Consider the following 25,323-nt stretch of genomic DNA (forward strand, 5'->3'; position numbering starts at 1 on the left):
CGCCCGCCCCGCCCACCTCGACACCGGACGACGAAGGAAAAGGAAGACGACATGGACGAGAACACCCGCTACCAGGTGCTGCGCAACGACGAGGAGCAGTACTCCCTCTGGCCCGTCGACATCGAGGTCCCTGCCGGCTGGCAGCCCGTCGGCAAGGAGGGCACCGAGGCCGAGTGCTCCGCCTACGTCGACGAGGTCTGGACCGACATGCGCCCCAAGAGCCTGCGCGAACGCATGGAGAACGCCGGCGCCTGACCGCCGTACCGCCACGGACCGCCGGGCCGGCCACGCGGCCGGCCCGGCACCGCCTCCCCCCACACGAGCCGTGGTACCGGCGCCCCACCGCCCTCGGCCCCGCCGCACCGCATCACTCCCGAGGAGCCCGCCATGACCCCCGAGACCCCCGTCCTGCGCACCGAACGCCTGGACTTCCTCCCCTACCGGCCCGAACACGAGGACGTCTTCGTCGCCCTGCTGCGCGACGCGGAGGTGTGCCGCTGGATGGGGCAGGACCTCGTGCCCGAACCGCAGCTGCGCGAGCTGTTCCGCGCCATCCTCACCGACGTCTACCCGCAGCGCCGGTTCGATGTGTGGGGCCTGTGGCTGGAGGGCCGCTACGTCGGCCACGCCGAGGTGAAGCCGACCGGCAACGTCGACGGCCACGAACTCGTCACCGCGCTCGTCCCCGCGTACTGGGGGCGCGGCCTGGGCGGCGAGGTGGTCCGCGGCCTGCTCCGGCACGCCGCCGACAACCTGGGACTCACCGAGGCGTACGGCATGGTGGGCGCCGGGAACACCGCCAGCCTGGCCATGTGCCGCCGTCTGGGCTTCACCCACGTCCGGGACGTCGTCGGCGACGACGGCTCGGTCACCAAGCTGCTCGTCATCCCGACCAGGAAGCCGGAGTGAGCGGGGCCGCCGTTTGTCCGGTTTTCTCGTTTCATCGCCCCGGTTTCCGTCTCGTAGAGTGACGTCGACCTGTTCCCGGAATCCGGGAACAGTACAGCAGGGAATTCGTTCTGCGAAGCCCAGGAAAAGGGGAATTCCGCGATGGGGCTCATCAAGGCCACCGGCACGTTCACGGGGACCAGTGTGGACCTTCCGGGTCTCACGGGTGTGAACACCAACGAGATCAGATGGGGTCAGCCCGCCACTCCCGGTGGCGAAGTGAGCGGCTATGACTTCGTGGAGTACGAAATGGAGGCGAACCTCGGCGGCCGGGAGATCCCGATAGGCGAATTCACACACCACAACCACCCGATCTATCTTTCCGGGCAGTCGCAGTTCTGGGTGTACCTCACGATCAAGGTGTACTTCGAGAACGGGGACTTCTACCACGACATCAACGTGCGTTTACGTCACGACGAGACGCCCAACCAGGGTTCGCACCCGAACGACGTGGTCAAGTGGGAAGTGATCCACGAGCCCGAGAAGGTGTACATCGACGGAAACGAGTACAACGTGGAGATCACCGGCTTCAGAAAGCCGGGGGAGAAGCAGTCGAAGCCCAACTTCGACGTTCCCGAGGGCGGCAAGGACACCGCCTACCTTTACGCGAGGTTCCAGCGGGCGGCCCCGCAGGCGTCCTGATCCCCCACGGCGACCGGTGGCCGACCCGCCACTCGGGTGCGGGGCGGCCACTTCCGGCAGGTCGCTCTGGGCGGGAGCCCCGAAGCTGCCTAAGGTCGGTTGGCGTGTCGCACACCTTCGAAGAACTGGTCGCGAAGCAGCGCGCGGCCGATGCCGCCCAGGCCCAGGTCCAGGAGCTGCGGGAAGCCTACGGCCCGCCGGCCGAGCAGCGGCTGACCGGCGTCCAGGCGGGCACCTACGAGACCGCCCTGCGCGCCTGGCGGGACCTCGCCCGCGATGTGCAGACGGCGGTGAGCGAGTACGCCCGGCAGACGGGCCGGCCCCGGGCCGAGGTCGAGGCGGAGGTGGAACGCGCGGCGGCCGGCGAGCAGGACGGGGCGCCGTAGGCCCGCCGGTCCAGGCATCCGCCGCCCGGCCCCGGGTACCCGGCGACCATGAACACTGCCATGTACCAAGCGGCCACCGGCGCGCAAGCCTTCGGATACGTTCTGATCCTGATCGCCGGAGTGGCCGTCGTCGCGGGAATCATCTGGGCCTTCCGGCTGGGTGCCAAGGTGCGCGACCGGGAGCCCGCGCCGCCGCGCCCGGACGAGCAGCCCAAGATGCCCCCGGGGGGACCGATGCGCGAGACCCGCGAGGTCCGGGAGCCCGACGAGGTGCCCCGGGCGGCCGACGAGAGCGAACGCCTCACCCCGCACCAGCTCGGCAACGCCGGCACCAAGCGCGCCGCCGACCAGACCCGTTCCCGCTGGTCGCCGGGGTCCAGCGGGTCCTTCGGCGGTGGTGGCGGCGGCCGGACCTGAACCGGCCCGGGCCCGGGCGGGGCACGGAAGGACGAGTGACGGCAAGGACCGCGCCCGCGGACGCGAAACCGGCCATACTCCACGCGGAGACCGGCTGGGCCCAGGACCGTCGGGACCGGGACCGGGGAGCGCGCACCTGCCTCCCCGCGGTCCCCTGGACGGCGGCGCGGCGCCGGAAGCGGACTGCGGTCAGGCGGCGCGGTTCAGGCGCGGGTCGTGGCGAGCAGCTCCATGATCCCGGCGGTCGTGCCGGTCTCGCCGAGCCGCGGGAAGATCCGCTCCACGCTGTTGGCGTGCGCCTCGCCGTCGGCGTCGGCCATGGCGTCCGTGGCGAGGGTGACGTGATAGCCGTGCGCGTAGGCGTCGCGCGCGGTGGACTCCACGCCGATGCTGGTCGCTATCCCGGTCAGCACGATCTGCGTGATGCCCCGGCGGCGCAGCTGGACGTCCAGGTCGGTGCCGTGGAAGGCGCTCCAGTTGTGCTTGGTGACGCGGATGTCGCCGGGGTGCCCGGACAACTCGTCCACGATCACGTCCCAGCCCTCGGGGAAGGCGAGCCCCCGCGCCTGGCGTTCGGTGCGGCCGGGCACGGCGTCCGCGCCGTCGGCGGCGAAGGAGACCCGGACCAGGACCACGGGCAGCCCGTGGGAGCGGAAGGCGTCGGCGAGTTCCGCCGTCCGGGAGACGACCTCCCGTCCCGGGTACGGCCGGGTCGGCATGGCCACGATGCCGTTCTGGAGGTCGATCGCGACGAGGGCGGTACGGGGGTCCAGCGTGGTGAGCGACACGGGTCGGTCAGCCCTTTCGGGTGTTTGGGGGGAGGGGGTTACAGACACGGCAGACACGAGCGCGAGGGGCCCGGCCACCTGTCCGGGCGGACCCGGCGCGTGCCCGTACGCCTCGATGTCACGGCGCGGACAGCCGCTCCAGCAGCTCCAGCGCCGTGAGGACCGTCCGCCGCTCCTCCTCGGTGTAGCGGTCCTGGAAGGCGCGGGCCAGCCATTCCTCGCGCACCTGCCGGTTGCCCTCGACGCGGGCCCGGCCGGTGTCGGTCAGGGTGACCAGCTGACGGCGGCCGTCGTCGGGGTCGGGGGCCCGGCGGACCAGCCCGTGCCGTTCCAGCGCGGCCAGCGTGACGGCCATGGACTGCGGCCGCACCCCCTCGGCGGCGGCGAGCGCGCTGGCCGTGGCCGCGCCGTGCTTGCCCACCAGGGTGAGCGCCGACTCCTGCGAGGGGCTGAGGTCGGCGTCCTGCGCGACCTCGCGGATGCGGCGCCGCAGTCTGCTGAAGACCACGCGCAGATCGCGCGCGGCGCGGGCGGCGGAGTCGGAGATGTCGGCCATGCCCGCCAGGCTACGACCGGCAGCCACGACTGTCCAGCCCGGACTGATCAGTTCAGGCTGTTAAGTTCTGGCTGTTCAACCGGGCCTGTTCAGTTCGGCTGCTCAGTTTTGCCTGTCTTGTTGCCGGGGTACTCGCCGGGCCCCGGACAGGGCGGCACACGCCGGTGAACCCAAGGAGCGCTGATGACCCCTGCGGACAGGTCCGGCCTGGAGGCGGCTCTCCACGCCGAGGTGGACGGCGAAGTCCGCTTCGACGCGGGCAGCCGCGGAGCCTACGCCACGGACGGTTCCAACTACCGGCAGCTCCCGATCGGCGTCGTCGTACCCCGCACCGTGGAGGCGGGCGCCCGCGCGGTGTCCGTGTGCGCGCGCCACGACGCCCCCGTCCTCTCCCGGGGCGGCGGCACCAGCCTCGCGGGACAGTCGACCAACACCGCCGTGGTCGTCGACTGGAGCAAGTACTGCACCGGTGTGCTCTCCGTCGACCCCGAACGGCGCACCTGCGTGGTGGAACCCGGCATCGTCCTGGACGAACTCAACCGGCGACTCGCCCGCCACAAGCTCCAGTTCGGACCCAGGCCGTCCACCCACAGCCACTGCGCGCTCGGCGGCATGATCGGCAACAACTCCTGCGGCGCCTCCGCCCAGGCCTACGGCAAGACCGTCGACAACGTGCGCCGCCTGGAGATCCTCACCTACGACGGGCAGCGCGCCTGGGTCGGCCCCACCCCGCCCGACGAACGGGAGCGGATCATCTCCGGCGGCGGCCGGCTCGCCGAGATCTACGCCGGCCTGGACCGCATCGCCACCGAATACCTCGCCGACATCCGCCGCGGCTACCCGAAGATCCCGCGCCGCGTCTCCGGCTACAACCTGGACTCCCTGCTGCCCGAGAACGGCTTCGACGTGGCCAAGGCCCTCGTCGGCAGCGAGGGCACCCTGGTGACCGTCCTGCGCGCCGAACTCGACCTCGTGCCCGTGCCGGCGTACCGGTCCCTGCTCGTCCTCGGCTACGACGACATCTGCGCCGCCGGCGACGACGTACCCCGCCTGCTGGAGCACTGCGAGCCCACCCAACTGGAGGCCCTGGACGGCCGGATGGCCCAGCTGATGCGCGAGGAGGGCGCCTACCTGGACTCGCTCGCCGTGCTCCCCGAGGGCGACAGCTGGCTGATGGTGCAGTACAGCGGCGACAGCCAGGAGGACGTCGACGAACAGGCGCACGCGCTGCTGCGCGCCCTCGGCCGCGACGAGCGGGACCGCGATGTGGCGTTCTCCGACGACCCCGGACGCGAACAGAAGATGCTCAGGGCCCGCGAGGCCGGACTCGGTGTGACCGCCCGCCCGCCGGACGACCGGGAGACCTGGGAGGGCTGGGAGGACTCCGCCGTACCGCCCGAACGGCTCGGCGAATACCTGCGCGACCTGAAGGGCCTGTTCGCCGAGTTCGACTACGGCCGCCCGTCCCTGTACGGCCACTTCGGGCAGGGCTGCGTGCACACCCGCATCCCCTTCGGCCTGCGCACCGCCGAAGGCGTGGCCGTCTTCCGGCGGTTCCTGGAGCGCGCCGCCGACCTCGTCGCCTCCTACGGCGGCTCGCTGTCCGGCGAGCACGGGGACGGCCAGGCCCGGGGCGAACTGCTCACCCGGATGTTCGGGGAGCGCCTGGTGACCGCGTTCGGCGAGCTGAAGGCGCTCTTCGACCCCGGCAACCGGATGAACCCCGGCAAGATCGTCCACCCCAACCCGGTCGACGGACAACTGCGGCTCGGCCCCGCCTGGCGGCCCGCCACCCCGGCCACCCACTTCGGCTTTCCCGACGACGACCGCTCCTTCGGCCGCTCGGTGATGCGCTGCGTCGGCATCGGCAACTGCCGCGGCCACACCGGCGGCGTCATGTGCCCCTCCTACCGGGCCACCATGGAGGAGGAGCACTCCACCCGCGGCCGGGCCCGGCTGCTGTTCGAGATGCTCGGCGGGCACCCGGACTCCGCGGTCCAGGACGGCTGGCGCTCCACCGCCGTGCACGACGCGCTCGATCTCTGCCTCGCCTGCAAGGGCTGCAAGTCGGACTGCCCCACCGGTGTCGACATGGCCACCCTCAAGGCCGAGTTCCTCTCCCACCACTACGCGCGCCGCAAGCGTCCCATGGCCCACTACTCCATGGGCTGGCTCCCGCTGTGGGCCCGGCTCAGCCGCACCGCGCCCCGCCTGGTGAACACCGCGCTGCACGCGCCCGGACTGGCCGGCCTCGGCAAGCGGCTCGCCGGCGTCGATGCGGCCCGCGAGGCACCGGTGTTCGCCGAGGAGTCCTTCGTCCAGTGGTGGCGGGCCCGCGACCGGCCGGCACCGGACCCGGCCGACCCGCGCACGGTCGTCCTGTGGCCGGACACCTTCAGCACCTACTTCCACCCCGCGATCGCCCGGTCCGCCGTCCGCGTCCTTCAGGACGCCGGCTTCCGCGTCGCCGTCCCCACCGAACCGGTGTGCTGCGGACTGACCTGGATCTCCACCGGCCAGCTCGCCACCGCCAAGAAGGTGCTGCACCGGACCCTCGGTGTGCTGCGGCCCTATCTGGAGGCCGGTACGCCCGTCATCGGCCTGGAGCCCTCCTGTACGGCCGTCTTCCGTGCCGACGCCCCGGAGCTGATGCCCGACGACCAGGACGTACAGCGGCTGGCCGGGCAGGTGCGCACCTTCGCCGAACACCTCGTCCACCACGCCCCCGACGACTGGCGGCCACCGCGACTGGCCCGGCAGGCCACCGTGCAGACCCACTGCCACCAGCACGCCGTCATGAAGTTCGACGCCGACCGCGAACTGATGCGCCGCGCCCACCTCGACGCCGAGGTGCTCGACGAGGGCTGCTGCGGCCTGGCCGGCAACTTCGGCTTCGAACGCGGCCACCACGAGGTGTCCCTGGCCGTCGGTGAACTGGGCGTCCTGCCCGCCGTGCGCGCCGCCGCACCGGACAGCCTGGTCATCGCCGACGGCTTCAGCTGCCGGACCCAGATCGAACAGGGCTCCACCGGCCGCCGCGCGCTGCACCTCGCCGAGGCCCTCGCGTTCGCCCTCGACGGCAACCTGCCCAGCGACCGGCCCGAACGGCTGGCCGTCCGCCCCGCCGAGCCGTCCCGTACGGCCGGCTGGGCGACCGCCGCCTCGGTGGCCGCCCTCGCCGCGGGCACCGCCGCCGTGGTGGGCGGGCTGCGCCGGCCCGGGAGGTGACCATGCGCGACCAGCCGGCCGTCGACGCGGCCGACACCGCCGTCTACACCGTGCCCACCGACGCCCCCGAGGGGGACGGAACCCTGGCCTGGGACAAGACCACCCTCGTCCTGGTCACCGTCCGCTCCGGCACCACCACCGGGCTCGGCTACACCTACGCGCCCGCCGCCACCGCCCACCTCGTGCGCGAGCTGCTCACCGACGCCGTCACCGGCCTGCCCGCCTACGACGTGCCGCGCGCCAACGAGCGGATGTGCCGCGCCGTGCGCAACGCCGGACTGCCCGGGCTCGCCGCCCAGGCGGTCGCCGCCGTCGACATCGCCCTGTGGGACCTCAAGGCCCGGCTGCTCGGCCTGCCCCTCGTTCACCTGCTGGGCGCCGCCCGCACCGACGTGCCGGTCTACGGCAGCGGCGGCTTCACCACCTACGACGCCGGCCGGCAGGAACGCCAGCTGCGCGGCTGGGCCGAGGAACAGGGCATCCCCCGCGTCAAGATCAAGATCGGGGAGTCGTGGGGCGCCCGGCAGGACCGCGACCTGGAACGCGTCGCCCGCGCGCGGGCGGCCATCGGCGACAGGGCCGAGCTGTACGTGGACGCCAACGGCGGCTACACCGGCGGCCAGGCGGTACGGGTCGCGGGGGCGCTCGCCGACCAGGGCGTCACCTGGTTCGAGGAACCCGTCTCCTCCGACCACCTCGCCGTCCTCGCCGGCCTCCGCGGCCGGATCCCCCTCGACGTCGCCGCCGGCGAGTACGGCTACACCCTGCCGTACTTCGAGCACATGCTGGCCGCCGGAGCCGTCGACTGCCTCCAGGCCGACATCACCCGGTGCGGCGGCATCACCGTCTGGATGCGCGCCGCCGCGCTCGCCCACGCGCGCGGGATCGACATCTCCGGACACTGTGCGCCACACGCCCACGCCCACGCCGCCGCCGCGGTGCCCAACCTGCGGCACCTGGAGTGGTTCCACGACCACGTCCGGATCGAACGCCTCCTGTTCGACGGCGTCCTCGACCCGGGCGGCGGCAGCGTCACCCCGGGCGCCGACGGGGTACCCGGGCTCGGCCTCACGCTCGCCGAAGAGCGGGCGCGGCCGTACCGGACGCAGTGAGACGGAAGGCCCCGGACACCGCGTCGACCACCGTGCCGCAACCAACGTGCTGGAAGAGGAGAGGACCATGCCCCCCACCGTCGTCATCACCGGAGCCAGTGCCGGCATCGGCCGCGCCACCGCCCGCCTGTACGCCCGGCGCGGAGCCGACGTCGTCCTGGTCGCGCGCGGCGAGGGCGGTCTGCGGGCGGCGGCCGACGAGGTCGCGGCGCTCGGCGGACGGCCCCTGGTCCACGCCGCCGACGTGGCCGACCCGGCGCAGCTGGAGGCGGCGGCCGAGGCCGCCGAGCAGGCGTTCGGACCGGTCGACGTCTGGGTGAACTGCGCGTTCGCCACGGTGTTCGCGCCGTTCGAGGAGATCACCGCCGAGGAGTTCAAGCGGGTCACCGAGGTCACCTACCTCGGCTTCGTCAACGGCACCCGCACCGCCCTCAAGCGCATGCTGCCCCGCGACCGGGGCACGATCGTGCAGGTCGGCTCCGCGCTCGGGGAACGGTCCATCCCGCTCCAGTCGGCGTACTGCGGGGCCAAGCACGCCATCAACGGCTTCACCTCCTCCCTGCGCACCGAACTGCTGCACCGCGGCAGCAACGTGCACATCACCGTCGCCCAGATGCCCGCCGTCAACACCCCGCAGTTCGAGTGGGTCCGCTCCCGGCTGGCCGAGCACCCCATGCCGGTCCCGCCGATCTACCAGCCCGAGGTGGCCGCCCGGGGCGTGCTGTACGCGGCCGACCACCCGCGCCGCAAGCAGTACTACGTCGGCGCCTCCACCGTCGCCACCATCTGGGCCAACCGGCTCGTCCCGGCGCTGCTCGACCGCTATCTGGCCCGCACCGGCTTCGACTCCCAGCAGACCGACAGCGTCCCCCCGGCCCACCTGGACAACCTCTTCGAGCCGGTGGACCGCACACCCGCCGACGACCAGGGCGCGCACGGCGCCTTCGACGACAGCGCGCACGCCCGCTCCTGGCAGGAGACCCTGGTCCGGCACCCCGCGGCCACCGCCCTCGGCGCCGGAGCCGCCCTCCTGGGCACCGCACTCGGCGTGCGCCGCCTGACGGGACGGGCGGCCTAGTCCCTCTGCCGCCTCTCCCGCAGGACCGTGACGGCGCGTTCGCACCAGTCCCGGTTGCCCTGTTCGAAGGCGAGGCCGCGCAGGCACGTGAGATAGGGGCCGACGCGGTCGCCGTGGCGCAGGAACTCCTCCTCCGTGCGGTCACCGCGCATGCCCCGCAGCAGCTTGCCGAAGAGGTCGATCCGGGCCTCGGCGAAGGCGGCGCGTTCGGCGAGCTGCGCGATCAGGGGCTCGGGGTCGACGTGGTCGGCGGCCTGGACCTTGACGAGCAGGTCGTCACGGATGAAGGAGGGCTTCGCGGAGGCGGCCGTGAACTCTCCCAGTTCCGCCAGCCCGGCGTCGGTCACCCGGAACAGGCGCTTGGTGGGCCGGGACCGCTGGGGCACCTCGCGGCCCGTGATCAGCCCGTCCTCCTCCAGCCGGGTCAGCTCGGCGTAGAGCTGCTGCGGCCGGGCGTACCAGAAGTTCGCCACGCCGAGGTCGAACGCCTTGGCCAGCTGGTAGCCGCTGAGCTCTTCGTCGAGTAGTGCCGCCAGCACGGCGTGCCGTAGTGCCATCGGGCCGTCTCCTCGCCTGCCTCTGTCGCGGATGCCCGGACCATGATAGTCATGAAAATGACTAGTCACATTCATGACTATGAAGGGTGAGCGAGCCATGACCACTGCCGACCGTTTCCGTGCTGCCGTGCACGACCGCGACCTGGACGCGTTGGACGACCTGTTCACCGAGGACATCCGCTTGTACAGCCCGGTGAAGTTCACCCCCTTCGAGGGCAAGCCGATGGTGCTGGCTCTCTTCAAGGTCCTGCTGCGCACGTTCGAGGACTTCCGGTACATCGGTGACCACACCGGCACCGCGCGCACCAGCGCCGACGACACGTCCGCCGCCTCCGCGGTGCTGCTCTTCCGTGCCAGGGCGGGCGGCAAGGAGATCCACGGCATCGACCTGCTGCACTTCGACGACGACGGCCGGATCAAGGAGTTCACCGTGATGGTCCGCCCGCAGTCCGCCGTCCACGCCCTCGGCGAGGCGGTCCTCGCCGGCCTGGTCGCGGACGGCCTGGTACCGGCGCCCGAGGGCCGGTAGCCGTGCGCCCGGGCCGGCCGGTGTCCCGCGCCGGTACGCACGGCTGTCTGCACCGGCCGGCCGCGGTGCCGCGGCCCTACCCGGCGTACGTCTCGAACTCCGCGACCTGCGGGGTCCCGCTCGCGCCGGTGATCTGGAAGGTGACCTTGGAGAGCGTCGTCCGGGGGAGGAGGATGACGCCCGCACCGCTGCCGGAGGCGAGCGGCGCCCCGGTGTCGCCGTTGAGGACGCGCCAGGAGCCGATGCGGCCCGCGGCGCCCGCCGCCTCCCGGATGTGGACGGAGGAGAGGGTGGTGGGCGAGCCCCACTTGATGGAGATGGAGCCGGTCGTGCCGGCCGGCGACCAGTAGGTGTTCGGGTCGCCGTCGCGCACATTGCCGTAGCTCGTGCCGTCGGCCTTGCTGGAGCCGTCGGAGCCCGCTCCGATGCTGAGGTTGGTCCCACCCGGCTGCGTCGGCGCCGGTGTGGGTGTCGTCGGCGTGGGCGTGGGGGTCGGCGTGGGGGTCGGTGCCGGCGTCTCGGGTGTGCAGTTGCCGTCGGAGACGCGCAGCTCCTTGCCGGCTCCCGCCGTCTGGCTCACGATGCCCGGCACGCAGCCGGCGGAGTCGAGCGTGTAGGCGTACGGAATGGCGACGGTGGTGTTGGACTGCGGGTTCGGGCCGGCCGGGTGGTTGTCGGTGCCGGGGCTGGTCCAGGTCACGTTGTCGTAGGTGTTTCCGGCGACCTGCCAGTAGCCGAGCTCGTCGGTGTAGAAGGTGCCCAGGACGTCCTTGGAGTCCTCGAAGTAGTTGTTGTCCACCCTGGCGTGGGCGCCCGCCCGGGAGTTGATCCCTGACTTGTTCAAGCGCACGTAGTGGTTGTTGTACATGTGGGCCGTGCCACCGCGCAGCAGCGGGGCGCGGGAGTCGATGTTCTCGTACAGGTTGTGGTGGAACGTGACGTAACTGTTCGACAGGTCGCTTTCGCTGGACCCGATGAGACCGCCCCGGCCCGAGTTGCGCAGGATGCTGTAGGACAGGGTGACGTACCGGGTGCCGTCCTTCATGTCGAAGAGCGCGTCGAAGCCCTCCGCCTCCCCGCCCGAGGCCTCCAGCGTCACGTGGTCGGCCCAGACGTTGTGGACATCGCTCTCCATGCCGATGGCGTCACCGCCGTTGGACGTGGGGGAACCGGACTTCTTGACGTTCCTCACCGTCACGTTCCGGATGACGATGTTGTCGGACTCGCGGATGTGGATGCCCAGTTGGTCGAAGACGGCCCCGCTGCCGACCCCGACGATGGTCACGTTGCTGACCTGCTTCAGCTCGATGACGCCGTCGGCCGTGTTGCAGCTGCCGCCGGACACCTTGGCGGTGTTGGCGTGGTTGATGGTGCCCTCGACCTGGATGGTGATGGGCGTGCTGCTGCTCGCCCGGGAGCACAGGGCCGCGTGGATCGCGGTACCGGTGGTGGCTCGTACGGTCTGCCCGCCCGCGCCGCCGGTGGTCCCGCCGTTCTGTGTCGCGTATCCCGTGGCGCCGGCGACGGCGGCCGCCGCGTCCCCGGGTACCGCCACGACCATCCCGGCCGCGGCGGCCACACCCAGCGTGGCCAGGGCCGCGTACAGGCGCATGGCGACTGGTCGTCTCATCGTCGTCTCCCACTCGGTCGTTCGCCGCCGGACGCGGCTCGGATTTGTGGTGGTGCTCCTCGTGCTGTGCCGGGGTGCTGCCGTGCTGAGCCGAACGCGGGAAAGCGCTTTCCGTGCGGCGAGGATAGGGTGGCCTCCGGTTAACGGCAAGGTTCCGGACAATTGCGGAAGACATCACTCCGCATGCTGTCGGCTCCTTGGCGCGAGACGGCAGAAACCGCTTTTGCCCCAGTGCGGGCGCCGTCGCGGTACTAGGCTGACGGCGTGCGCCTCCTGCTGATGTCCGACACGCACCTGCCCAAGCGGGCCAAGCGGCTCCCGGAGCAACTGCTCGCCGAAATCCCGCACGCCGATGTCGTGCTCCACGCCGGGGACTGGGTCGACACCGCCACCCTGGACCTGCTGGAGAGCCGCAGCCGCCGGCTCATCGGCGTGTACGGCAACAACGACGGCCCCGAGCTGCGCGCCCGGCTGCCCGAGGTGGCCCGTGCCGAACTGGGCGGCCTGCGCTTCGGCGTGGTCCACGAGACCGGCCCCGCCCAAGGACGCGAGGCGCGGTGCGCGGACCGCTTCCCGGACCTGGACGTCCTGGTCTTCGGACACAGCCACATCCCCTGGGACACCACCGCCCCCGGTGGCCTGCGCCTGCTCAACCCCGGCTCCCCGACCGACCGCCGCCGCGAGCCCCACTGCACCTACCTCACCGCGACGGTGGCGGACGGAGCGCTCACGGACGTGACCCTGCACCGCCTGCCGAGGCTCTAGCGGCTGTCGTCCCACGTCACCCTGTGCGAGGATGCCGGAATGATCTCCGGCACCGGCATACCCGACGTCGTACCCGCGGGCCGCATGGCCGGCCGGGCGCAGCCCGTCCTCGACCTGCCGGACGGCCTTCAGCTGCGGCCCTGGCGGCCCGAGGACGCCGAGGCGCTGCTCGCCGCCGGGCAGGACCCCGACATCCGGCGGTGGAACCTGTTCACCGTGGCCGACGCCGCGCAGGCCCGCGCCCGGATCGCCCGGATGCACGAGCGGTGGCGGGCCGAGACCGGCGCGGTGTGGGCCCTCGCCCGGCAGGACGGCCCGGCGGTCGGGCTCGCCGGGCTCAACGACGTGGATCCGGCGGGCGGCAGCGCCGAACTCGTCTACTGGCTGCTGCCGCAGGCCCGCGGCGCCGGCCTCGCCGTCGCGGCGGTCCGCCGGCTCGCCCGGTGGGCCCTTGACGACCTGGGCCTGCACCGCCTGCGCCTGTGCCACTCCGCGGCCAACCCCGCGTCCTGCCGGGTCGCGGAGCGCGCCGGCTTCCCCTACGAGGGCACCCAGCGCAGCGCCCTGCTGCACGCCGACGGCTGGCACGACCAGCACCTGCACGCGAGGGTGGCCGGAGACCCCGCATAGCGGTCCGTCAGTGCGCCCCCCGCGGATGGATCGCCCCGCTCGTCCCGCTGAGGGGCGCGCCGGTGCCACCCCAGCGCAGCGCCACGATTTCCGCCGCCACCGACACCGCCACCTCCTGCGGTGTCCGGGCACCGAGGTCCAGGCCGATGGGGGAGCGCAGGCGGGCCAGTTCCGCGTCGGAGAGGCCGGACTCGACCAGGCGGCGCAGCCGGTCGTCGTGGGTGCGCCGACTGCCCATCGCCCCGACGTACGCCGCCGGGCGCCGCAGCGCCTCCCGCAGCACCGGCACGTCGAACTTGGGGTCGTGGGTCAGCACGCAGATCACCGTCCGCGCGTCGGTGCGGGTGCCGCGCAGATACCGGTGCGGCCAGTCCACGACCACCTCCACGCCCTCCGGGAACCGGCGGGGCGTGGCGAACACCGGGCGGGCGTCGCACACCGTCACCCGGTAGCCGAGGAAGTCCCCGATCCGGGCCACGGCGGCGGCGTAGTCGATGGCGCCGAACACCAGCATGCGCGGCGGCGGCGCGAAGGACTGCACGAACACCGTCACGGTGTCCTCGCGCCGCTCCCCGTGCGGCCCGTAGTGCCTGAGGCCCGTCGTGCCGAGGGCGAGTTCCCCGCGCGCGTCGGCGGCGACGGCTGCGTCCAGCCCCCGGGTGCCGAGGCCGCCGGCGGCCGTCCGCGGCCACACCGCGAGGGTGGCCCCGCGCGGCGCCGGCCCGTCGACCACGGTGGCCACGGTGACCGGCTCGCCGCCGGCGACGGACGCGGCGACCGCGCCGAACGCCGGATCGCGGGCCCAGGTCACCTGCCGGACCAGCACGGTGATCTCACCGCCGCAGGTCAGCCCGACCGCGAACGCGTCCTCGTCGCTGTACCCGAACGTCTCCAGCCGGGGCACACCGCTGCCGGCGGCCTCCTGGGCCAGCTCGAACACGGCGCCCTCCACACAGCCGCCGGACACACTCCCGACCACCTCGCCGTCCGGGCCGACCGCCATGGCGGCGCCGGGCCCGCGCGGCGCGCTGCGGCTGACCTCGACCACCGTGGCCAGCCCGAACGGCAACCGGGCGGCGTACCACCGGTCCAGCGCCGCGAGAATCTCACGCATCGCCCGCTCCGTTCTCGTCGAACGTTCACCGTCGGCGGTACCTCGCCGCCGTTCCGCCGCACGGCACCGTCTCCAGGACATGACACCTGGTGCCCGCGCTCAATCCGGGAATCCCCGCCGCCGCGCCGCCCGGCTCACTGCGGTCCGACGGCGCCCCGCTGACCGTGCGCTGCGGCCGGTCCACCGACGGACAGGGCCGGGAGACCGTGCCGCGCGGCTACGGCGTCTCGGCCGGGACCGAGCCGGCGGGCAGTCGTACCGGTCCTTCCCGCGTACCGGTCCTTCCCGCGTACCGGACCTTCCCGCGTACCGGACCTTCCCGCGTGCTGGGCGACGCCGGCGTCCAGGAGCGCCTGCCACCGAGGACGCGCGGCGCGGTCGCGGACCGGCGGGCGCCGGCGAGACGCGGGCTCCGGACGACCCCCGGTCCCCACCGGCCCGCTTGAGGGTGCCGTCTCCGGCGCCCGCACCCGCGAGGACTGCTCCCGCGACGGCTCCACCGCCCTCACCTGGAACCCGGTCCCGGCCACCCCGCCGAACGCGGCCGCACGCGTGGGACCGGGCCGGTACGGGCTGCTAGTGCGGCGCTCCGGCGACGGTACGGCCCCCTCGGCGGACCTGCCGGCCGCGGCGCGGGCCGAGCCGGCCGGGTGGGCGGCGGCGGGTCCTGGGACCGCTGACAAAAGGGTGGGCCGGAGACCTGGTGGCGGTCGGTGTCGTGCACGAGGCCGCCGGATAGCGGGACGCGGTCAGCCGTGTGATCGCAGGCGATAACCAGGCGACGCCGACGATCACCCCCGGGATACTGGTGGCCCATGGATGAGGTCGAAGTCGTCGTCGCCCATCCCGAGCGTGCGACTCTGCGCGTCGGCGATGTGTTCTTGAAGGTGGACGCCGACCAGGCGCGCGTCGACGTCGAAGTCGAGGCGATGTCCCTGGCGCCGGTCCCGACCCCGGAGGTCCTGTGGCGCAAGCCCCCCGTGCTCGCGGTCGCCGCACTTCCGGGGACGACGCTCGGGCGCCTCGGTGGGCCGTCGACCGGGTCGCCGGCGGCGTGGGCCGCGGCGGGCGCCGCCATCCGGACGTTGCACGACGCGCCGCTGCCGTCCCGGCAGGGCCGGGCCGGCCGGAGCACCGTCGCGCTGGCGGCGGAACTCGACGACGAGTGCGAGTGGCTCGTGGCGAACGGCGTCCTGCCCGCGGACCTGGTCGCCCGCAACCGCCAGGTCGCCGAGGCCGCGCTGCGGCCGTGGACTCCGGCGTTCACGCACGGCGACCTGCAGATCGCGCACGTCTTCGTCGACGGCGACGAGGTCACGGGGATCATCGACTGGTCCGAGGCGGGCCGGGGCGATGCCCTGTACGACCTCGCCACCTTCACGCTCGGACACGAGGAGCACCTCGACGACGTCATCGCCGGCTACGGCGCCGACATCGACCTCGATGTGATCCACGCGTGGTGGTCGTTGCGGAGTCTGCTGGCGGTTCGCTGGCTGATCGAGCACGGCTTCGACCCCTTCGCGCCGGGCTGCGAGGTCGACGTGCTGAGATCCCGGATGTGAGGCCGCGCGGGCCCGGTACCGCTGTGCATGCGTTCTCGTGCCGGGGGGAAGGCCATCCCCTGGGCGATTCGCCCGCTCACACTTCGCTTCTCCCCCGACCCAGCGGTACACGCCCAGGCCGCAGCCGTACCCGGTGCCGGGCCGGACGGTGTGCGGCGTGATCCGGGAGGACAGCGGTGTGGTCTCCGGGGTGAGTGGGGTACCCCGGAGACCACGGTCCGAGAGGGCGTCAGCTGCCACCGGGGCCGGTCCAGTCGGCCCGTACATGACCCAGCCGGACGCGCTGCGGGTGGTCGCCGACGGCGACCGAGGCCACCTTCCGCCCGGTGGCGAAGTCGATCGCCGTCACCTGGTCGGCGCCGCTCTCGGAGACGACACAGTCCTTGCCGTCCCCGCTGACCGTCGCCCAGTACGGCTTGGCCGCCCAGACCAACGGCCCCTCCTGGAGCGAGGCCCGGTCGACCACGGCCGCGTAGTCGTCCATGGTGCCCGCCACGCACAGCTTGGTGCCCGCGGGGTTCATCGAAATGCCGTGGTGGCGCGAGTCGTTGACCCAAGTGGTGCGGTCCTCGCTGGTCGCCGGGTTCTTCGGCAGCGTCTTCATCCGGGTGATCTTGTCGGCGGCGACGTCGTACTCGAAGAAGCCGTTGAAGAACGACACCTGGAAGTAGAGCGTGGACTCGTCGGGGGAGAACACGGCCGGGCGGACCGCGTCGGAGAAGTCCTTCAGCCCGTAGGCGTCCAGCCGCTGCCGCATGTCGATGACCTTCGCCTGCCGGAATGTCGTGGCGTCCACGACCGTGAGGTGCCGGTCGCCCTTCGTCCAGTCCCAGCCGGGGCCGTCCAGGTCGGTGTTGACCTCGCCGATGGACATGTTCCAGATGTACCTGCCGTCCTTGCTGAAGACGTTCTCGTGCGGCTTGTCGCCGGTCTTGAACGACCCCAGCTGCCGGCCGGTGGCGATGTCGAGCACATGCACGGTGTTGGCGGTGGACGCGGACACCGCCACCCGGGTGCCGTCCGGCGAGACCGCCATGTGGTCGGCGCGGTAACCGGCCACCGGGAAACGCCAGTTGACCGCTCCACTGGCCAGGTCGATGGAGACCACGTCCGCGAAGCTCGGCCGGGACACCACCACCGACCGGCCGTCCGGGGTGGAGTACATGTCGTCGGCGAACTGGTCGTGGCCCTCGCCGACGCTGTTGCGGATCGCCTGGAAGTAGATCCACTTGATCGGGTCCGCGTTGATCTCCGCCATCCGCGCGTCCTTGTCCGGGACGACGCTGATCCGGCCGATCCTCGCGTAGTCACCGGAGGACCGGATGACATCGGCGGTGCCGTCCCAGTTGTTGCCGACGAACAGCACCTCGCGCAGACCGTCGGGGGCGGCGGTACGCGCGGAGGCGGCGGCCGCCGGCCCGGCGACGGCCAGGGAGAGGGCGACGGCCACGGAGCACAGGTGCCTGGTTCTGGAGGCAGCCATGACGGCTCTCTTTCCTCGGGGGAGTCGGGGAGTCGCAGAAAGTCCGGGGGATCTGAACACGGCCGCATTCACAGTGAACTTACTGAAAAGTAAGGAAGGGGCGGCCTTCTCGACAAGATGCGTGCACGACAAGATTGGACGACCGCGGACGACCATGGACGACCGGCGGGGCGACGGAGGGGGGACACGTTGGGCGGCAGGCTCAGAGCGCCGACGGGACGCTACGGCGGCCGGTCCGCCGAGGAACGGCAGGCCGAGCGGCGCCGCCGCTTCCTCGACGCGGCGCTGCGGCTGTTCGGCGACACCCCCGGCTACCGCGGCACCACGGTAGCCGCCCTCAGCCAGGCCGCCGGCCTGTCCACCCGCCAGTTCTACGAGGAGTTCCGCACCCTGGAGGACGTCCTGGCCGCGCTGCACCTCCAGGTCAACGGCTGGGCCGAACAGGCCGTCCTGGACGCGCTCGCCGACGCGGACGGGCTGCCGCTGGCGGACCGCGCCACCGTCCTCTTCCGCGCCTACGCCCGCGACATCACCTGCGACCCGCGCCGCATCCGCATCGCCTTCATGGAGATCATCGGCGTCAGCCCCCGGCTGGAGGAGCAGCGCCTGGCCCGCCGCGCCCGCTGGGTCGACCTGATCCGCGCGGAGGCGGACGCGGCCGTGGCCCGCGGGGAGGCGGCGCCACGCGACTACCGCCTGGCGGCCACGGCCTTCATCGGCAGTGTCAACGGGCTGCTGCACGACTGGACGGCCGGCTGGGTGGACGCCACGCTGGAGGAGGTGGTGGACGAACTGGTCCGGCTGCTGCTGGGCATGCTCCGGCCGGAGGGCTGGCGCCCCGGAACCCCCTGAGACGGGGCTCGCGCAGGTCGGCGGGGGTGCGGCCCGGCTCGGCGCGCGTGATCGGGCCGGAGCTGGTGTGCTGGGGGTGAAGGCCGTCGCCCCGCTTCCCGGAGAGCGCCATGAGTACCTATCGAGTCGCCCAGGTGACCGCCCCGGACGGAACCTTCGAACTCGCCGAACGGGAGATCCGGCCGCCGGGCCCCGGCCAGGTGCGGATCGCCGTGGAGGCGTGCGGGATCTGCCACAGCGACGCGCTGTTCGTCGGCGGCGGACTGCCGGGCGTGACCTTCCCGGAGGTCCCCGGGCACGAGATCGCCGGGCGGATCGAGGAACTGGGCGACGGCACCCGGGAGCGCGGCTGGAGCGTCGGCGACCGGGTGGCCGTCGGCTGGTTCGGCGGCGCCTGCGGCCACTGCCCGTCCTGCCGCCGGGGCGACTTCATCGTGTGCGCCGCCCTGAAGGTCCCCGGCTGGGCCTACGACGGCGGCTTCGGCGAGCGGACGACCGTACCCGTGGACGCCCTGGCCCGGATCCCCGACGCGCTCTCCGCGGCCGACGCCGGACCCCTGGCCTGCGCGGGCGTGACCACGTACAACGGGCTGCGGCGCGGTCCGGCCGGGCCGGGCGACCTGGTCGCGGTGCTCGGCCTCGGGGGCCTCGGCCATCTCGGCGTGCAGTACGCGGTGGCGATGGGCTTCGAGACCGTGGCGATCGCCCGGGGTGCCGAGAAGGCCGACTTCGCCAAGCGGCTCGGCGCCCACCACTACGTCGACAGCACGGCATCGACGCCGGTCGCCGAGGCGCTGGGCTCCCTCGGCGGGGCGAAGGCCGTCCTGGCCACCGCCGGCAGCTCCGAGGCCATCACGGCGACGGCGGACGGCCTGGCCCCGCGCGGCGAACTGACCGTCATCGGCGCCACCCCCGAACCGCTGGGCATCAGCCCGGTGCAACTGATCATGAGCGGCCGGGTCGTCCGCGGGCATCCCTCCGGCACCGCGCAGGACGTCGAGGACACCATGGCCTTCAGCGCCCTGCACGGCATCCGCCCGATGACCGAGACGATGCCGCTGGAACGGGCCGGGGAGGCGTACGACAAGATGCTCGCCGGCGCCGCCCGCTTCCGCATGGTGCTCACCACCACCTGACACCCCCGGCGCACCACCGTCCTCGCCCCGGGACACCGGTCCCGCCATCCGGCTGGACCGGCGCGGCCCCGTCCCGGGCCCGGGCGGACTGCTCAGCACCCCGGGCCGAACCGGTGGCTCCCGGTGCGGCGCCGCCTTGGCTACAGGGGCGGGGTTCAGCCGGTCGGGTGGTTCGGTGCGGCGGGCGGCGGCGTGATCCCGCCTCCCGGGGCCGGGCGGGGGTTATGGCCGCTCCCGTGGCCCGAGGCGCCCCCGCGGCGGCGCGATCGTCCGGTACGCATGTGTCAGATCCGCGTGGACGCACCCGGCGGGTGTCGGCGAACTCGTCTCGGGGCCGGGGCTGTTCGCATCCCGCCCCCACCGCCTGCCGTGGTCATGGGTGGGGCGTTCCGGCAAGCACCTCGGGGGCGATCCGGCAGTGCGGGCGGGTGCGCACATGGAAGGCGAGCAAGGCCAGGGCGCTGGTCGCGGCGGACCAGGCGAGCGACAGCAGCCCGTAGGACCAGGGGGTGAAGGACGTGAAGGCCGCGGCCAGCGCCGACTGGCACGCACCGTACAGGGGAAGCGCGCTGAGGCCGGTGAGGTCGGCGACGTTCAGGACCGGGTTCTGCAGACCGGTGTCGACCAGGCTGAGCATGATGACGAGAAAGAAGCCCTCCAGCTCGCCGCGTACCAACGAGCCGAGCAGGAGACCGATTCCGCCGTAGGCGAGGCCGGCGCTGAACACCGCGAGGGCCAGCGGGCCCAGTTGGTTCACCGGCAGCGAGCCGGCGAGCACGGCCATGGTGTACACGGCGACGAGAGCGGTGACGAGGGCGACCGCGGTGACCTTGGCGAGCAGCATCCGGAGCTTCGGGTAGCCCGCCAGTACCAGTCGGCGGTCCGTCTCCCCGGCCTTGAAGGTCTCCATGAACATCGAGAAACCCGTGACCAGGGTGACGGCGGCGAGAGCGTTCACCACTTGGCTGACATGGTTCGCCGGCGCGAGGACGTCGACGCCCGCGGACGCCAGGGAGAACCGCAGCGTCCGGTCCGGCGCGCACAGTCGCGCCACCATGATCCAGGCGGGGATGAAGGCGACCGCCAGGAGCACTGCCATGCGGCTGCGCAGGTGACCGAGGAGGGTGCAGCGCAGCATCTCGGTGTAGGCCGAGGGCCGGAACGTCATCGGGCGGTTGTCTCCATGTCCAGACGGCCGTCGCGCAGGTGGCCGACCGCGTCGAAGTGATGCATGTCGTGCAGCAGATGCGAGACCACGACGATCGACCTGCCCTGGTCGCGCAGCCGGGCGGCGAGCGACCAGAAACGCTGGTGGGTGTCCCAGTCGAACCCCTGGTAGGGCTCGTCGAGCACCAAGAGCTGTGGATCGTGCATGAGGGCGAGCAGGAGGTTGAGCTTCTGCCGTGTGCCTCCGCTGAGTTCCCCGGCGCGCTGCCGGCCGCAGTCGGCGAACGCCAGGAGGTCCATCAGCTCGTGGGCTCGTGCGAGGGTCGGCAGCCGGTAGGCCGCCTGGAAGAGGCGGAGGTGCTGCATGACGGTGAACGAGTCGTTCAGCACGGCGTGCTGCGGGCAGTAGCCCGCCTTGCCGGTGCGCTCCACCGTGCCCCGGTCGGGCGCCAGATGTCCCATGGCGATCCGGAGCAGTGTGCTCTTGCCCGTGCCGTTCTCGCCGACGACGCCGACCAGGGTTCCGGCGGGCACGTCGAGGTCGGCACCGCGCAGGAGCTGTCTGCGGCCGTAGGCCTTCCAGACGCCACTGAGGCGCAGGCGTGGCTGCCGGCACACGTGCTGCGCGGCCTCTGCGGTCACGTCGGGGCCTTTCGTCAGTGAAGTGTGTAGACGGAGGCGGCCAGGGCGAGGGTGTACCACTGTTCCACCAGGCGGTAGCTGCGCTGGTCCTGTTCCCGGCCCCGCGCCAGCAGCACCCGGATAGAGAGCAGCAGGCTCCAACCGCACAGGACGACGTCCGTGGCGATGATCCACCAGTGGGGGCCCGCGGGCTCCATGAGGAAGTGGTGGATGGCCAGGGGACCGACGGCGAAGCCGGCGCACAGGAAGACCCGGGTGGGTCTCTCGCCGAAGACCAACGGCATGGTGGAGCGGTGGACCGCGCGGTCGCCGGTGATGTCGCGGAGGTCCTGGACGGACATCAGTAGGGTCACGGTGATCGCCAGGGTCACGATCCAGCGCCAGGCGTCCGGCGACATGGCGGTGACCATCTCCCAGGCGGCGGCCAGCTGGGCGACGACTCCGGCGCCGGCGTAGAGGTTCCTGCCCAGCCAGTGCCGCCCCCAGCGGTACTCGTGCTGGAGCAGGGAGAGGAGCTGCCACATCAGGGCCCACTCCAGGACGCCCAGACAGTACCCGTACACGGGGAAGAGGACCCGGACGGCGTTCAGGCGCAGCCGAGCGCCCCGGATGCTGCTCTGGCCGGTGACCAGCGGGCGGAACGGCTTGTTGACCCGGTCCTCTTCGACGCCGACGAGCTGGTTGGCCAGGGTGTGTTCGTAGACGAACAACCAGAAGTACAGCGCACCGGAGACCAGGGCGACCGCGGCTTCGGACGGGGGCAGCCGGGCGTGGACGACGGCCGCCGTCACGAAGCAGGTGGCGGGGAAGACGGTGGTCCAGCGGTCGGCGCTGATGAACAGCCAGCTCAACCGGATTTCATGCCAGGCGGTCTGGAGGACCGCCGCGGGTGCGGTCAAGGTCATCACTGTGGATCCATACCTCCCTGGTGGGCCGGGCCGGTGGACGGCCGGGGCATCTCCTGGTGCCGGCCGGCGGCCGGTCCGGCGTCACGCCGTGCGGTGTACGACGGCCTCCGCGACGTCCTTCAGTGTGCGGACGGCGCAGGCCGGGAAAGGGGCCAGGGCGAGGGAGTCCAGAGCCTGCCGGTACCTCTCCTCGATCATCCGCTCGACCGCCCGCCGGGCTCCCGTGCTGGTGAGGATGTCGCGGACCTCCTCGGCTTCCTGCTCCCCGATGTCGGGGTCGCCGATCAGGGTGTGCAGCCGGCCGGCCTGCGTCGGTCCGCAGACCCGCAGCGCGTGGACGACGAGGCTGGTGCACTTGCCCTCGCGTAGATCGTCCAGGCGGGATTTGCCCGTCCGGTCCGGGTCCCCGAACACCCCGAGGATGTCGTCCCTGAGCTGGAAGGCCTCCCCGAGGGGGATCCCGTAGGCGCTGAAGGCGTTCATGACGTCCGGACCGGCACCGGCGAGGGCCGCCCCCACCTGGAGGGGGCGCTCGATGGTGTATTTGGCGGTCTTGTAGCGGATGACGCTCAGCAGCGTCTCGACGCTCGCGTGGAGCCTGCCGGTGGTCAGCAGGTCCAGGTGCTGGCCGGCGATCAGTTCGCTGCGCGCCAGGTCGACGCAGTGCAGCACCCTGGCCCGGTGGGCGTCGGGCATGGGCGTGGTGTGCAGCAACTCGTCTGACCAGACGAGGGCGAGGTCGCCGAGGAGGATCGCTCCACCGGTCCCGTACTGCTGCGCGAGCTGCGGCACGTGGTGCCGGTCGGCCAGCGCCCGGTGGACCGTGGGGCGCCCGCGGCGGCTGTCGGACGCGTCCATGATGTCGTCGTGGATGAGCGCGCAGGTGTGGGCCAGCTCGATGGACGCGGCCAGTCTGACGGCCTGCGTGGTGTCGCCCTGCCCTCCTGCCGCGATCCATCCGGTCACGCACAGCAGCGGACGCACCCTCTTTCCCCCGGAGATGAAGTCACGCAGCATCAGGATGAGCGGCGACTGGCCGGGCACCGGAGCGGTCCGTGCCTTCTCCGTCAGGAACTCGAACAAAAGATCGTCGATCGCGGTGCGTGGCGCGAAGAAGTCGGACTCCACCGCCAGTGTTTCAGCAGTCATCGCCAGGGCGCCTTTCAGAGGGAGGCCGGTCACCGGTTCGGCTCCGTCGTTTCATTCCGTTGCCGGCCCACCGATACGTCGCCCGTGCGCCGGACGTAACGGCCCAGCGCCATCAGGGGGAAGACGTGCCCGTAGTACTCGTAGTGCATGGCCACCGCCCCGGGCACGAGCGTGCCGGTGAACCGCAGCTCTTCCCAGGTGCCGTCCTCCGTCTGCCGCTCGGTGAGCCAGCGCACCCCGTCCCGCACCACGGTGCTGTCGCGCTCTCCCGCCGCGAGCAGTCCGAGCAGCGCCCAGGCGGTCTGCGAGGGGGTGGACGGGCCACGGCCGGCGCGGGCCGGATCCGCGTACGACTCCCAGCTCTCGCCCCAGCCGCCGTCCGCGTTCTGTACCGACGTCAGCCAGGCGACGGCGCGCCGGACGGCGGCGTGGCCGCGGGGAACGCCGGCGGCGACGAGAGCGGGAAGGACAGTTCCCGTGCCGTAGACGTAGTTCACTCCCCAGCGTCCGTACCACGCACCGTTCGCCTCCTGCTGCCCGAGCAGCCAGCGGACGGCACGGCGGGTGCGGGGATCGCGTTCCCTGCCCAGCGCGGCCAGCATCTCCACCACGTGGGCGGTGATGTCGGCGGTGGGCGGGTCGGTGCAGAACTCACCGAAGTCGAAGAACGGGACCTTGGCGGGGAGGGTACTGGTGTTGTCGGCGTCGAAGGCCCCCCATCCGCCCTCGCGGCTCTGCATGCCGAGACACCAACGCACCGCCCTGGCCAGCGCGTCGTCGAGGCGGGCCGGATCGGGATGGCTCACGCGGCGCAGGGCGAGCACCACCTCGCTGGTGTCGTCGACGTCGGGATAGTTCTGATTGTGGAACTGGAAGGCCCAGCCGCCGGGGGACAGCCGGGGCCGCCGTACGGCCCAGTCGGCCTGCCGGTCGGCCTGCCGGGTGAGCAGCCAGTCGGCGGCTTCGACCAGCGCGGGATGACCGGGCGCCAGGCCGGCGTCGAGGAGCGCGGTGGCGGACAGACAGGTGTCCCATACCGGGCTGTGGACGGTGTGCAGTGCCCGCACGCCGTCTTCCGGCCACGCGCCGCAGTCCTCCAGGAAGCCCCAGGCGGCTTTGAGCACCGGATGGTCCGGAGGGTAGCCGTGCAGGTGCAGGGCGAGGACGACCCACGTGGTCATGGGGGTACACGCCCCCCAGCTGCCGTCCTGTTCCTGATGCTCCAGCAGCCAGCGGACGCAGGCGTTCGCCGCGGCTTCGCGTACCGGGCGGGGGATGCCCTTGGAGCACACGCGCACGGTGGCGTTCAGACGCCGGAAGAGCTTCTCCCAGCCGCTGTCCGGTGCCGGTGAAGAGGCCGGGGCGCCGGACGGAGCGAAGAGTTCGTCGATGCCGAAGGGGGCCGGCCGCACCGGGCGATGCGCGCTGATGACGGAGAGGGAGACGAGTGCCAGGCGCATGACGGCGCTGAACGAGTAGATGTTCAGCGGCGCCCACTTGGGCAGGGCGATGATCTCCGGTGGGACTTCGGGCAGATCGTCCCAGCTCCACCAGCCGAGCAGGGCGAGCCATACCCGTGCCGTCAGCGGGGCGGCCGCCACACCGCCCCGTTCGCGTACCCACGCCGCGCACCGGAGCATGTGCTCCTCGTCCGGGCCGTCCCCGGCGAGCCGGAGAGCGATGTACGCCTGAACCGTGGTTCCCAGGTGCCCCTCGCCTTCGAAGACGAGGGCCCAGGAACCGTCCGCGCTCTGCTGCGAGCGGATCCATCGCGCGCTCGCCTTCGCCAGACGTTCGTCCAGCACTCCGAGCAAGTGGCGCAGGAAGAGATCGTGGGCGTCATAACTGACGTCCGTCGTGAACCGGCCTTTCCACCACCCCCCGGCGTCCTGCCGGGCCAGCAGGTGGTTCGCGGCCCGCACCACCGCACCGCGGGCCGCCTCCTCCGCCGGGCCGGACGCGGGGAAGGCGAACGTCACCCCGGCGTCACCCGGGGCGACAGGCCCTTTCGCGTGCGGCACACCGCCAGCCGACATCGTCATGG

25 protein-coding genes are annotated in these 25,323 nt (G+C 72.5%); 14 read left to right on the forward strand and 11 right to left on the reverse strand.

The window, feature by feature from the left end; all coding sequences use genetic code 11:
- The first annotated feature begins 51 nt into the window (after positions 1 to 51).
- The 5 genes from ABD350_RS16435 to ABD350_RS16455 all read left to right on the forward strand — a co-directional run bounded on the left by ABD350_RS16435 (position 52) and on the right by ABD350_RS16455 (position 2,393).
- Entirely contained in the window at positions 52 to 255 is a 204-nt protein-coding gene (locus ABD350_RS16435; RefSeq protein ID WP_014676677.1) for an MbtH family protein, read from the forward strand.
- Positions 256 to 387: 132 nt separating this feature from the next.
- Complete coding sequence (locus ABD350_RS16440) at positions 388 to 909, forward strand: GNAT family N-acetyltransferase (RefSeq protein WP_344348845.1); 522 nt, start codon at positions 388 to 390, stop codon at positions 907 to 909.
- A gap of 141 nt (positions 910 to 1,050) precedes the next feature.
- Positions 1,051 to 1,590 (forward strand): choice-of-anchor K domain-containing protein, encoded by a 540-nt coding sequence (locus ABD350_RS16445; protein ID WP_344348846.1) that lies wholly within the window; start codon positions 1,051 to 1,053, stop codon positions 1,588 to 1,590.
- Between the two features lie 104 nt (positions 1,591 to 1,694).
- A complete protein-coding gene (locus ABD350_RS16450) occupies positions 1,695 to 1,976 on the forward strand; it encodes a hypothetical protein (protein WP_268692972.1) in 282 nt (93 codons plus the stop codon).
- A 60-nt stretch (positions 1,977 to 2,036) separates the two neighbouring features.
- Complete coding sequence (locus ABD350_RS16455; protein WP_344348923.1) at positions 2,037 to 2,393, forward strand: DUF6479 family protein; 357 nt, start codon at positions 2,037 to 2,039, stop codon at positions 2,391 to 2,393.
- Positions 2,394 to 2,596: 203 nt separating this feature from the next.
- On the opposite strand, the gene ABD350_RS16460 is transcribed toward ABD350_RS16455, so the two are convergent.
- Together ABD350_RS16460 and ABD350_RS16465 are read right to left on the reverse strand one after the other, a co-directional pair.
- Positions 2,597 to 3,181, reverse strand: coding sequence for a hydrolase (locus ABD350_RS16460; protein WP_344348847.1), 585 nt, complete (start codon positions 3,179 to 3,181; stop codon positions 2,597 to 2,599).
- Positions 3,182 to 3,299: 118 nt separating this feature from the next.
- Positions 3,300 to 3,737, reverse strand: coding sequence for a MarR family winged helix-turn-helix transcriptional regulator (locus tag ABD350_RS16465; RefSeq protein ID WP_344348848.1), 438 nt, complete (start codon positions 3,735 to 3,737; stop codon positions 3,300 to 3,302).
- A 183-nt stretch (positions 3,738 to 3,920) separates the two neighbouring features.
- Between ABD350_RS16465 and ABD350_RS16470 the strand changes: the two genes are divergently transcribed.
- The 3 genes from ABD350_RS16470 (at position 3,921) to ABD350_RS16480 (ending at position 9,155) form a co-directional block, all read left to right on the forward strand.
- Positions 3,921 to 6,965 carry an FAD-linked oxidase C-terminal domain-containing protein gene (locus ABD350_RS16470; RefSeq protein ID WP_344348850.1) on the forward strand — a complete coding sequence of 1,015 codons (3,045 nt, stop codon included), beginning with the start codon at positions 3,921 to 3,923 and terminating at the stop codon, positions 6,963 to 6,965.
- A gap of 2 nt (positions 6,966 to 6,967) precedes the next feature.
- Positions 6,968 to 8,077: an enolase C-terminal domain-like protein gene (locus tag ABD350_RS16475; RefSeq protein WP_344348851.1), complete on the forward strand. Its 1,110-nt coding sequence runs from the start codon at positions 6,968 to 6,970 to the stop codon at positions 8,075 to 8,077.
- A gap of 67 nt (positions 8,078 to 8,144) precedes the next feature.
- Positions 8,145 to 9,155: an SDR family oxidoreductase gene (locus ABD350_RS16480; RefSeq protein ID WP_344348853.1), complete on the forward strand. Its 1,011-nt coding sequence runs from the start codon at positions 8,145 to 8,147 to the stop codon at positions 9,153 to 9,155.
- Here the strand turns inward: ABD350_RS16480 and ABD350_RS16485 are convergent.
- Complete coding sequence (locus ABD350_RS16485; protein WP_344348854.1) at positions 9,152 to 9,712, reverse strand: PadR family transcriptional regulator; 561 nt, start codon at positions 9,710 to 9,712, stop codon at positions 9,152 to 9,154. The genes ABD350_RS16480 and ABD350_RS16485 overlap by 4 nt on opposite strands.
- 97 nt (positions 9,713 to 9,809) lie before the next feature.
- On the opposite strand from ABD350_RS16485, the gene ABD350_RS16490 reads away from it, so the two are divergent.
- A complete protein-coding gene (locus ABD350_RS16490; protein WP_344348855.1) occupies positions 9,810 to 10,241 on the forward strand; it encodes a nuclear transport factor 2 family protein in 432 nt (143 codons plus the stop codon).
- Positions 10,242 to 10,317: 76 nt separating this feature from the next.
- On the opposite strand, the gene ABD350_RS16495 is transcribed toward ABD350_RS16490, so the two are convergent.
- Complete coding sequence (locus ABD350_RS16495; protein WP_344348856.1) at positions 10,318 to 11,871, reverse strand: pectate lyase family protein; 1,554 nt, start codon at positions 11,869 to 11,871, stop codon at positions 10,318 to 10,320.
- A 264-nt stretch (positions 11,872 to 12,135) separates the two neighbouring features.
- On the opposite strand from ABD350_RS16495, the gene ABD350_RS16500 reads away from it, so the two are divergent.
- Positions 12,136 to 12,636: a metallophosphoesterase family protein gene (locus ABD350_RS16500; protein WP_344348857.1), complete on the forward strand. Its 501-nt coding sequence runs from the start codon at positions 12,136 to 12,138 to the stop codon at positions 12,634 to 12,636.
- A gap of 39 nt (positions 12,637 to 12,675) precedes the next feature.
- Entirely contained in the window at positions 12,676 to 13,266 is a 591-nt protein-coding gene (locus ABD350_RS16505) for a GNAT family N-acetyltransferase (protein ID WP_344348858.1), read from the forward strand.
- Between the two features lie 7 nt (positions 13,267 to 13,273).
- On the opposite strand, the gene ABD350_RS16510 is transcribed toward ABD350_RS16505, so the two are convergent.
- The gene (locus ABD350_RS16510) at positions 13,274 to 14,380 is read right to left on the reverse strand and encodes an XdhC family protein (RefSeq protein ID WP_344348859.1); all 1,107 of its coding nucleotides are present in this window, start codon (positions 14,378 to 14,380) and stop codon (positions 13,274 to 13,276) included.
- Positions 14,381 to 15,195: 815 nt separating this feature from the next.
- Between ABD350_RS16510 and ABD350_RS16515 the strand changes: the two genes are divergently transcribed.
- Positions 15,196 to 15,942, forward strand: a complete 747-nt coding sequence (locus tag ABD350_RS16515) for a phosphotransferase family protein (RefSeq protein WP_344348860.1) — start codon at positions 15,196 to 15,198, stop codon at positions 15,940 to 15,942.
- 229 nt (positions 15,943 to 16,171) lie between these two features.
- Here ABD350_RS16515 and ABD350_RS16520 read toward each other — a convergent pair whose 3' ends face one another.
- Positions 16,172 to 17,425: a YncE family protein gene (locus ABD350_RS16520; RefSeq protein WP_344348861.1), complete on the reverse strand. Its 1,254-nt coding sequence runs from the start codon at positions 17,423 to 17,425 to the stop codon at positions 16,172 to 16,174.
- A gap of 189 nt (positions 17,426 to 17,614) precedes the next feature.
- Here ABD350_RS16520 and ABD350_RS16525 point away from each other — a divergent pair, with 189 nt between their 5' ends.
- Together ABD350_RS16525 and ABD350_RS16530 are read left to right on the forward strand one after the other, a co-directional pair.
- Positions 17,615 to 18,277: a TetR/AcrR family transcriptional regulator gene (locus ABD350_RS16525; protein WP_344348862.1), complete on the forward strand. Its 663-nt coding sequence runs from the start codon at positions 17,615 to 17,617 to the stop codon at positions 18,275 to 18,277.
- A 110-nt stretch (positions 18,278 to 18,387) separates the two neighbouring features.
- Entirely contained in the window at positions 18,388 to 19,413 is a 1,026-nt protein-coding gene (locus ABD350_RS16530) for an alcohol dehydrogenase catalytic domain-containing protein (RefSeq protein ID WP_344348863.1), read from the forward strand.
- Between the two features lie 373 nt (positions 19,414 to 19,786).
- Here the strand turns inward: ABD350_RS16530 and ABD350_RS16535 are convergent, their stop codons facing one another.
- The 5 genes from ABD350_RS16535 to shc form a co-directional block, all read right to left on the reverse strand.
- Positions 19,787 to 20,581 (reverse strand): ABC transporter permease, encoded by a 795-nt coding sequence (locus ABD350_RS16535; RefSeq protein WP_344348864.1) that lies wholly within the window; start codon positions 20,579 to 20,581, stop codon positions 19,787 to 19,789.
- Positions 20,578 to 21,180 (reverse strand): ATP-binding cassette domain-containing protein, encoded by a 603-nt coding sequence (locus tag ABD350_RS16540; RefSeq protein ID WP_344348924.1) that lies wholly within the window; start codon positions 21,178 to 21,180, stop codon positions 20,578 to 20,580. The genes ABD350_RS16535 and ABD350_RS16540 overlap by 4 nt, the downstream gene beginning before the upstream one ends.
- A 56-nt stretch (positions 21,181 to 21,236) precedes the next feature.
- A complete protein-coding gene (gene stsC / locus ABD350_RS16545; RefSeq protein WP_344348865.1) occupies positions 21,237 to 22,127 on the reverse strand; it encodes a somaliensene A/B synthase in 891 nt (296 codons plus the stop codon).
- Positions 22,128 to 22,211: 84 nt separating this feature from the next.
- A complete protein-coding gene (locus ABD350_RS16550; RefSeq protein WP_344348866.1) occupies positions 22,212 to 23,279 on the reverse strand; it encodes a polyprenyl synthetase family protein in 1,068 nt (355 codons plus the stop codon).
- A gap of 29 nt (positions 23,280 to 23,308) precedes the next feature.
- Positions 23,309 to 25,321, reverse strand: coding sequence for a squalene--hopene cyclase (gene shc, locus ABD350_RS16555; RefSeq protein WP_344348867.1), 2,013 nt, complete (start codon positions 25,319 to 25,321; stop codon positions 23,309 to 23,311).
- Positions 25,322 to 25,323: the final 2 nt, after the last annotated feature.

The sequence above is a fragment of the Streptomyces nogalater genome (assembly GCF_039532885.1).
GTDB classification, from domain to species: domain Bacteria; phylum Actinomycetota; class Actinomycetes; order Streptomycetales; family Streptomycetaceae; genus Streptomyces; species Streptomyces nogalater.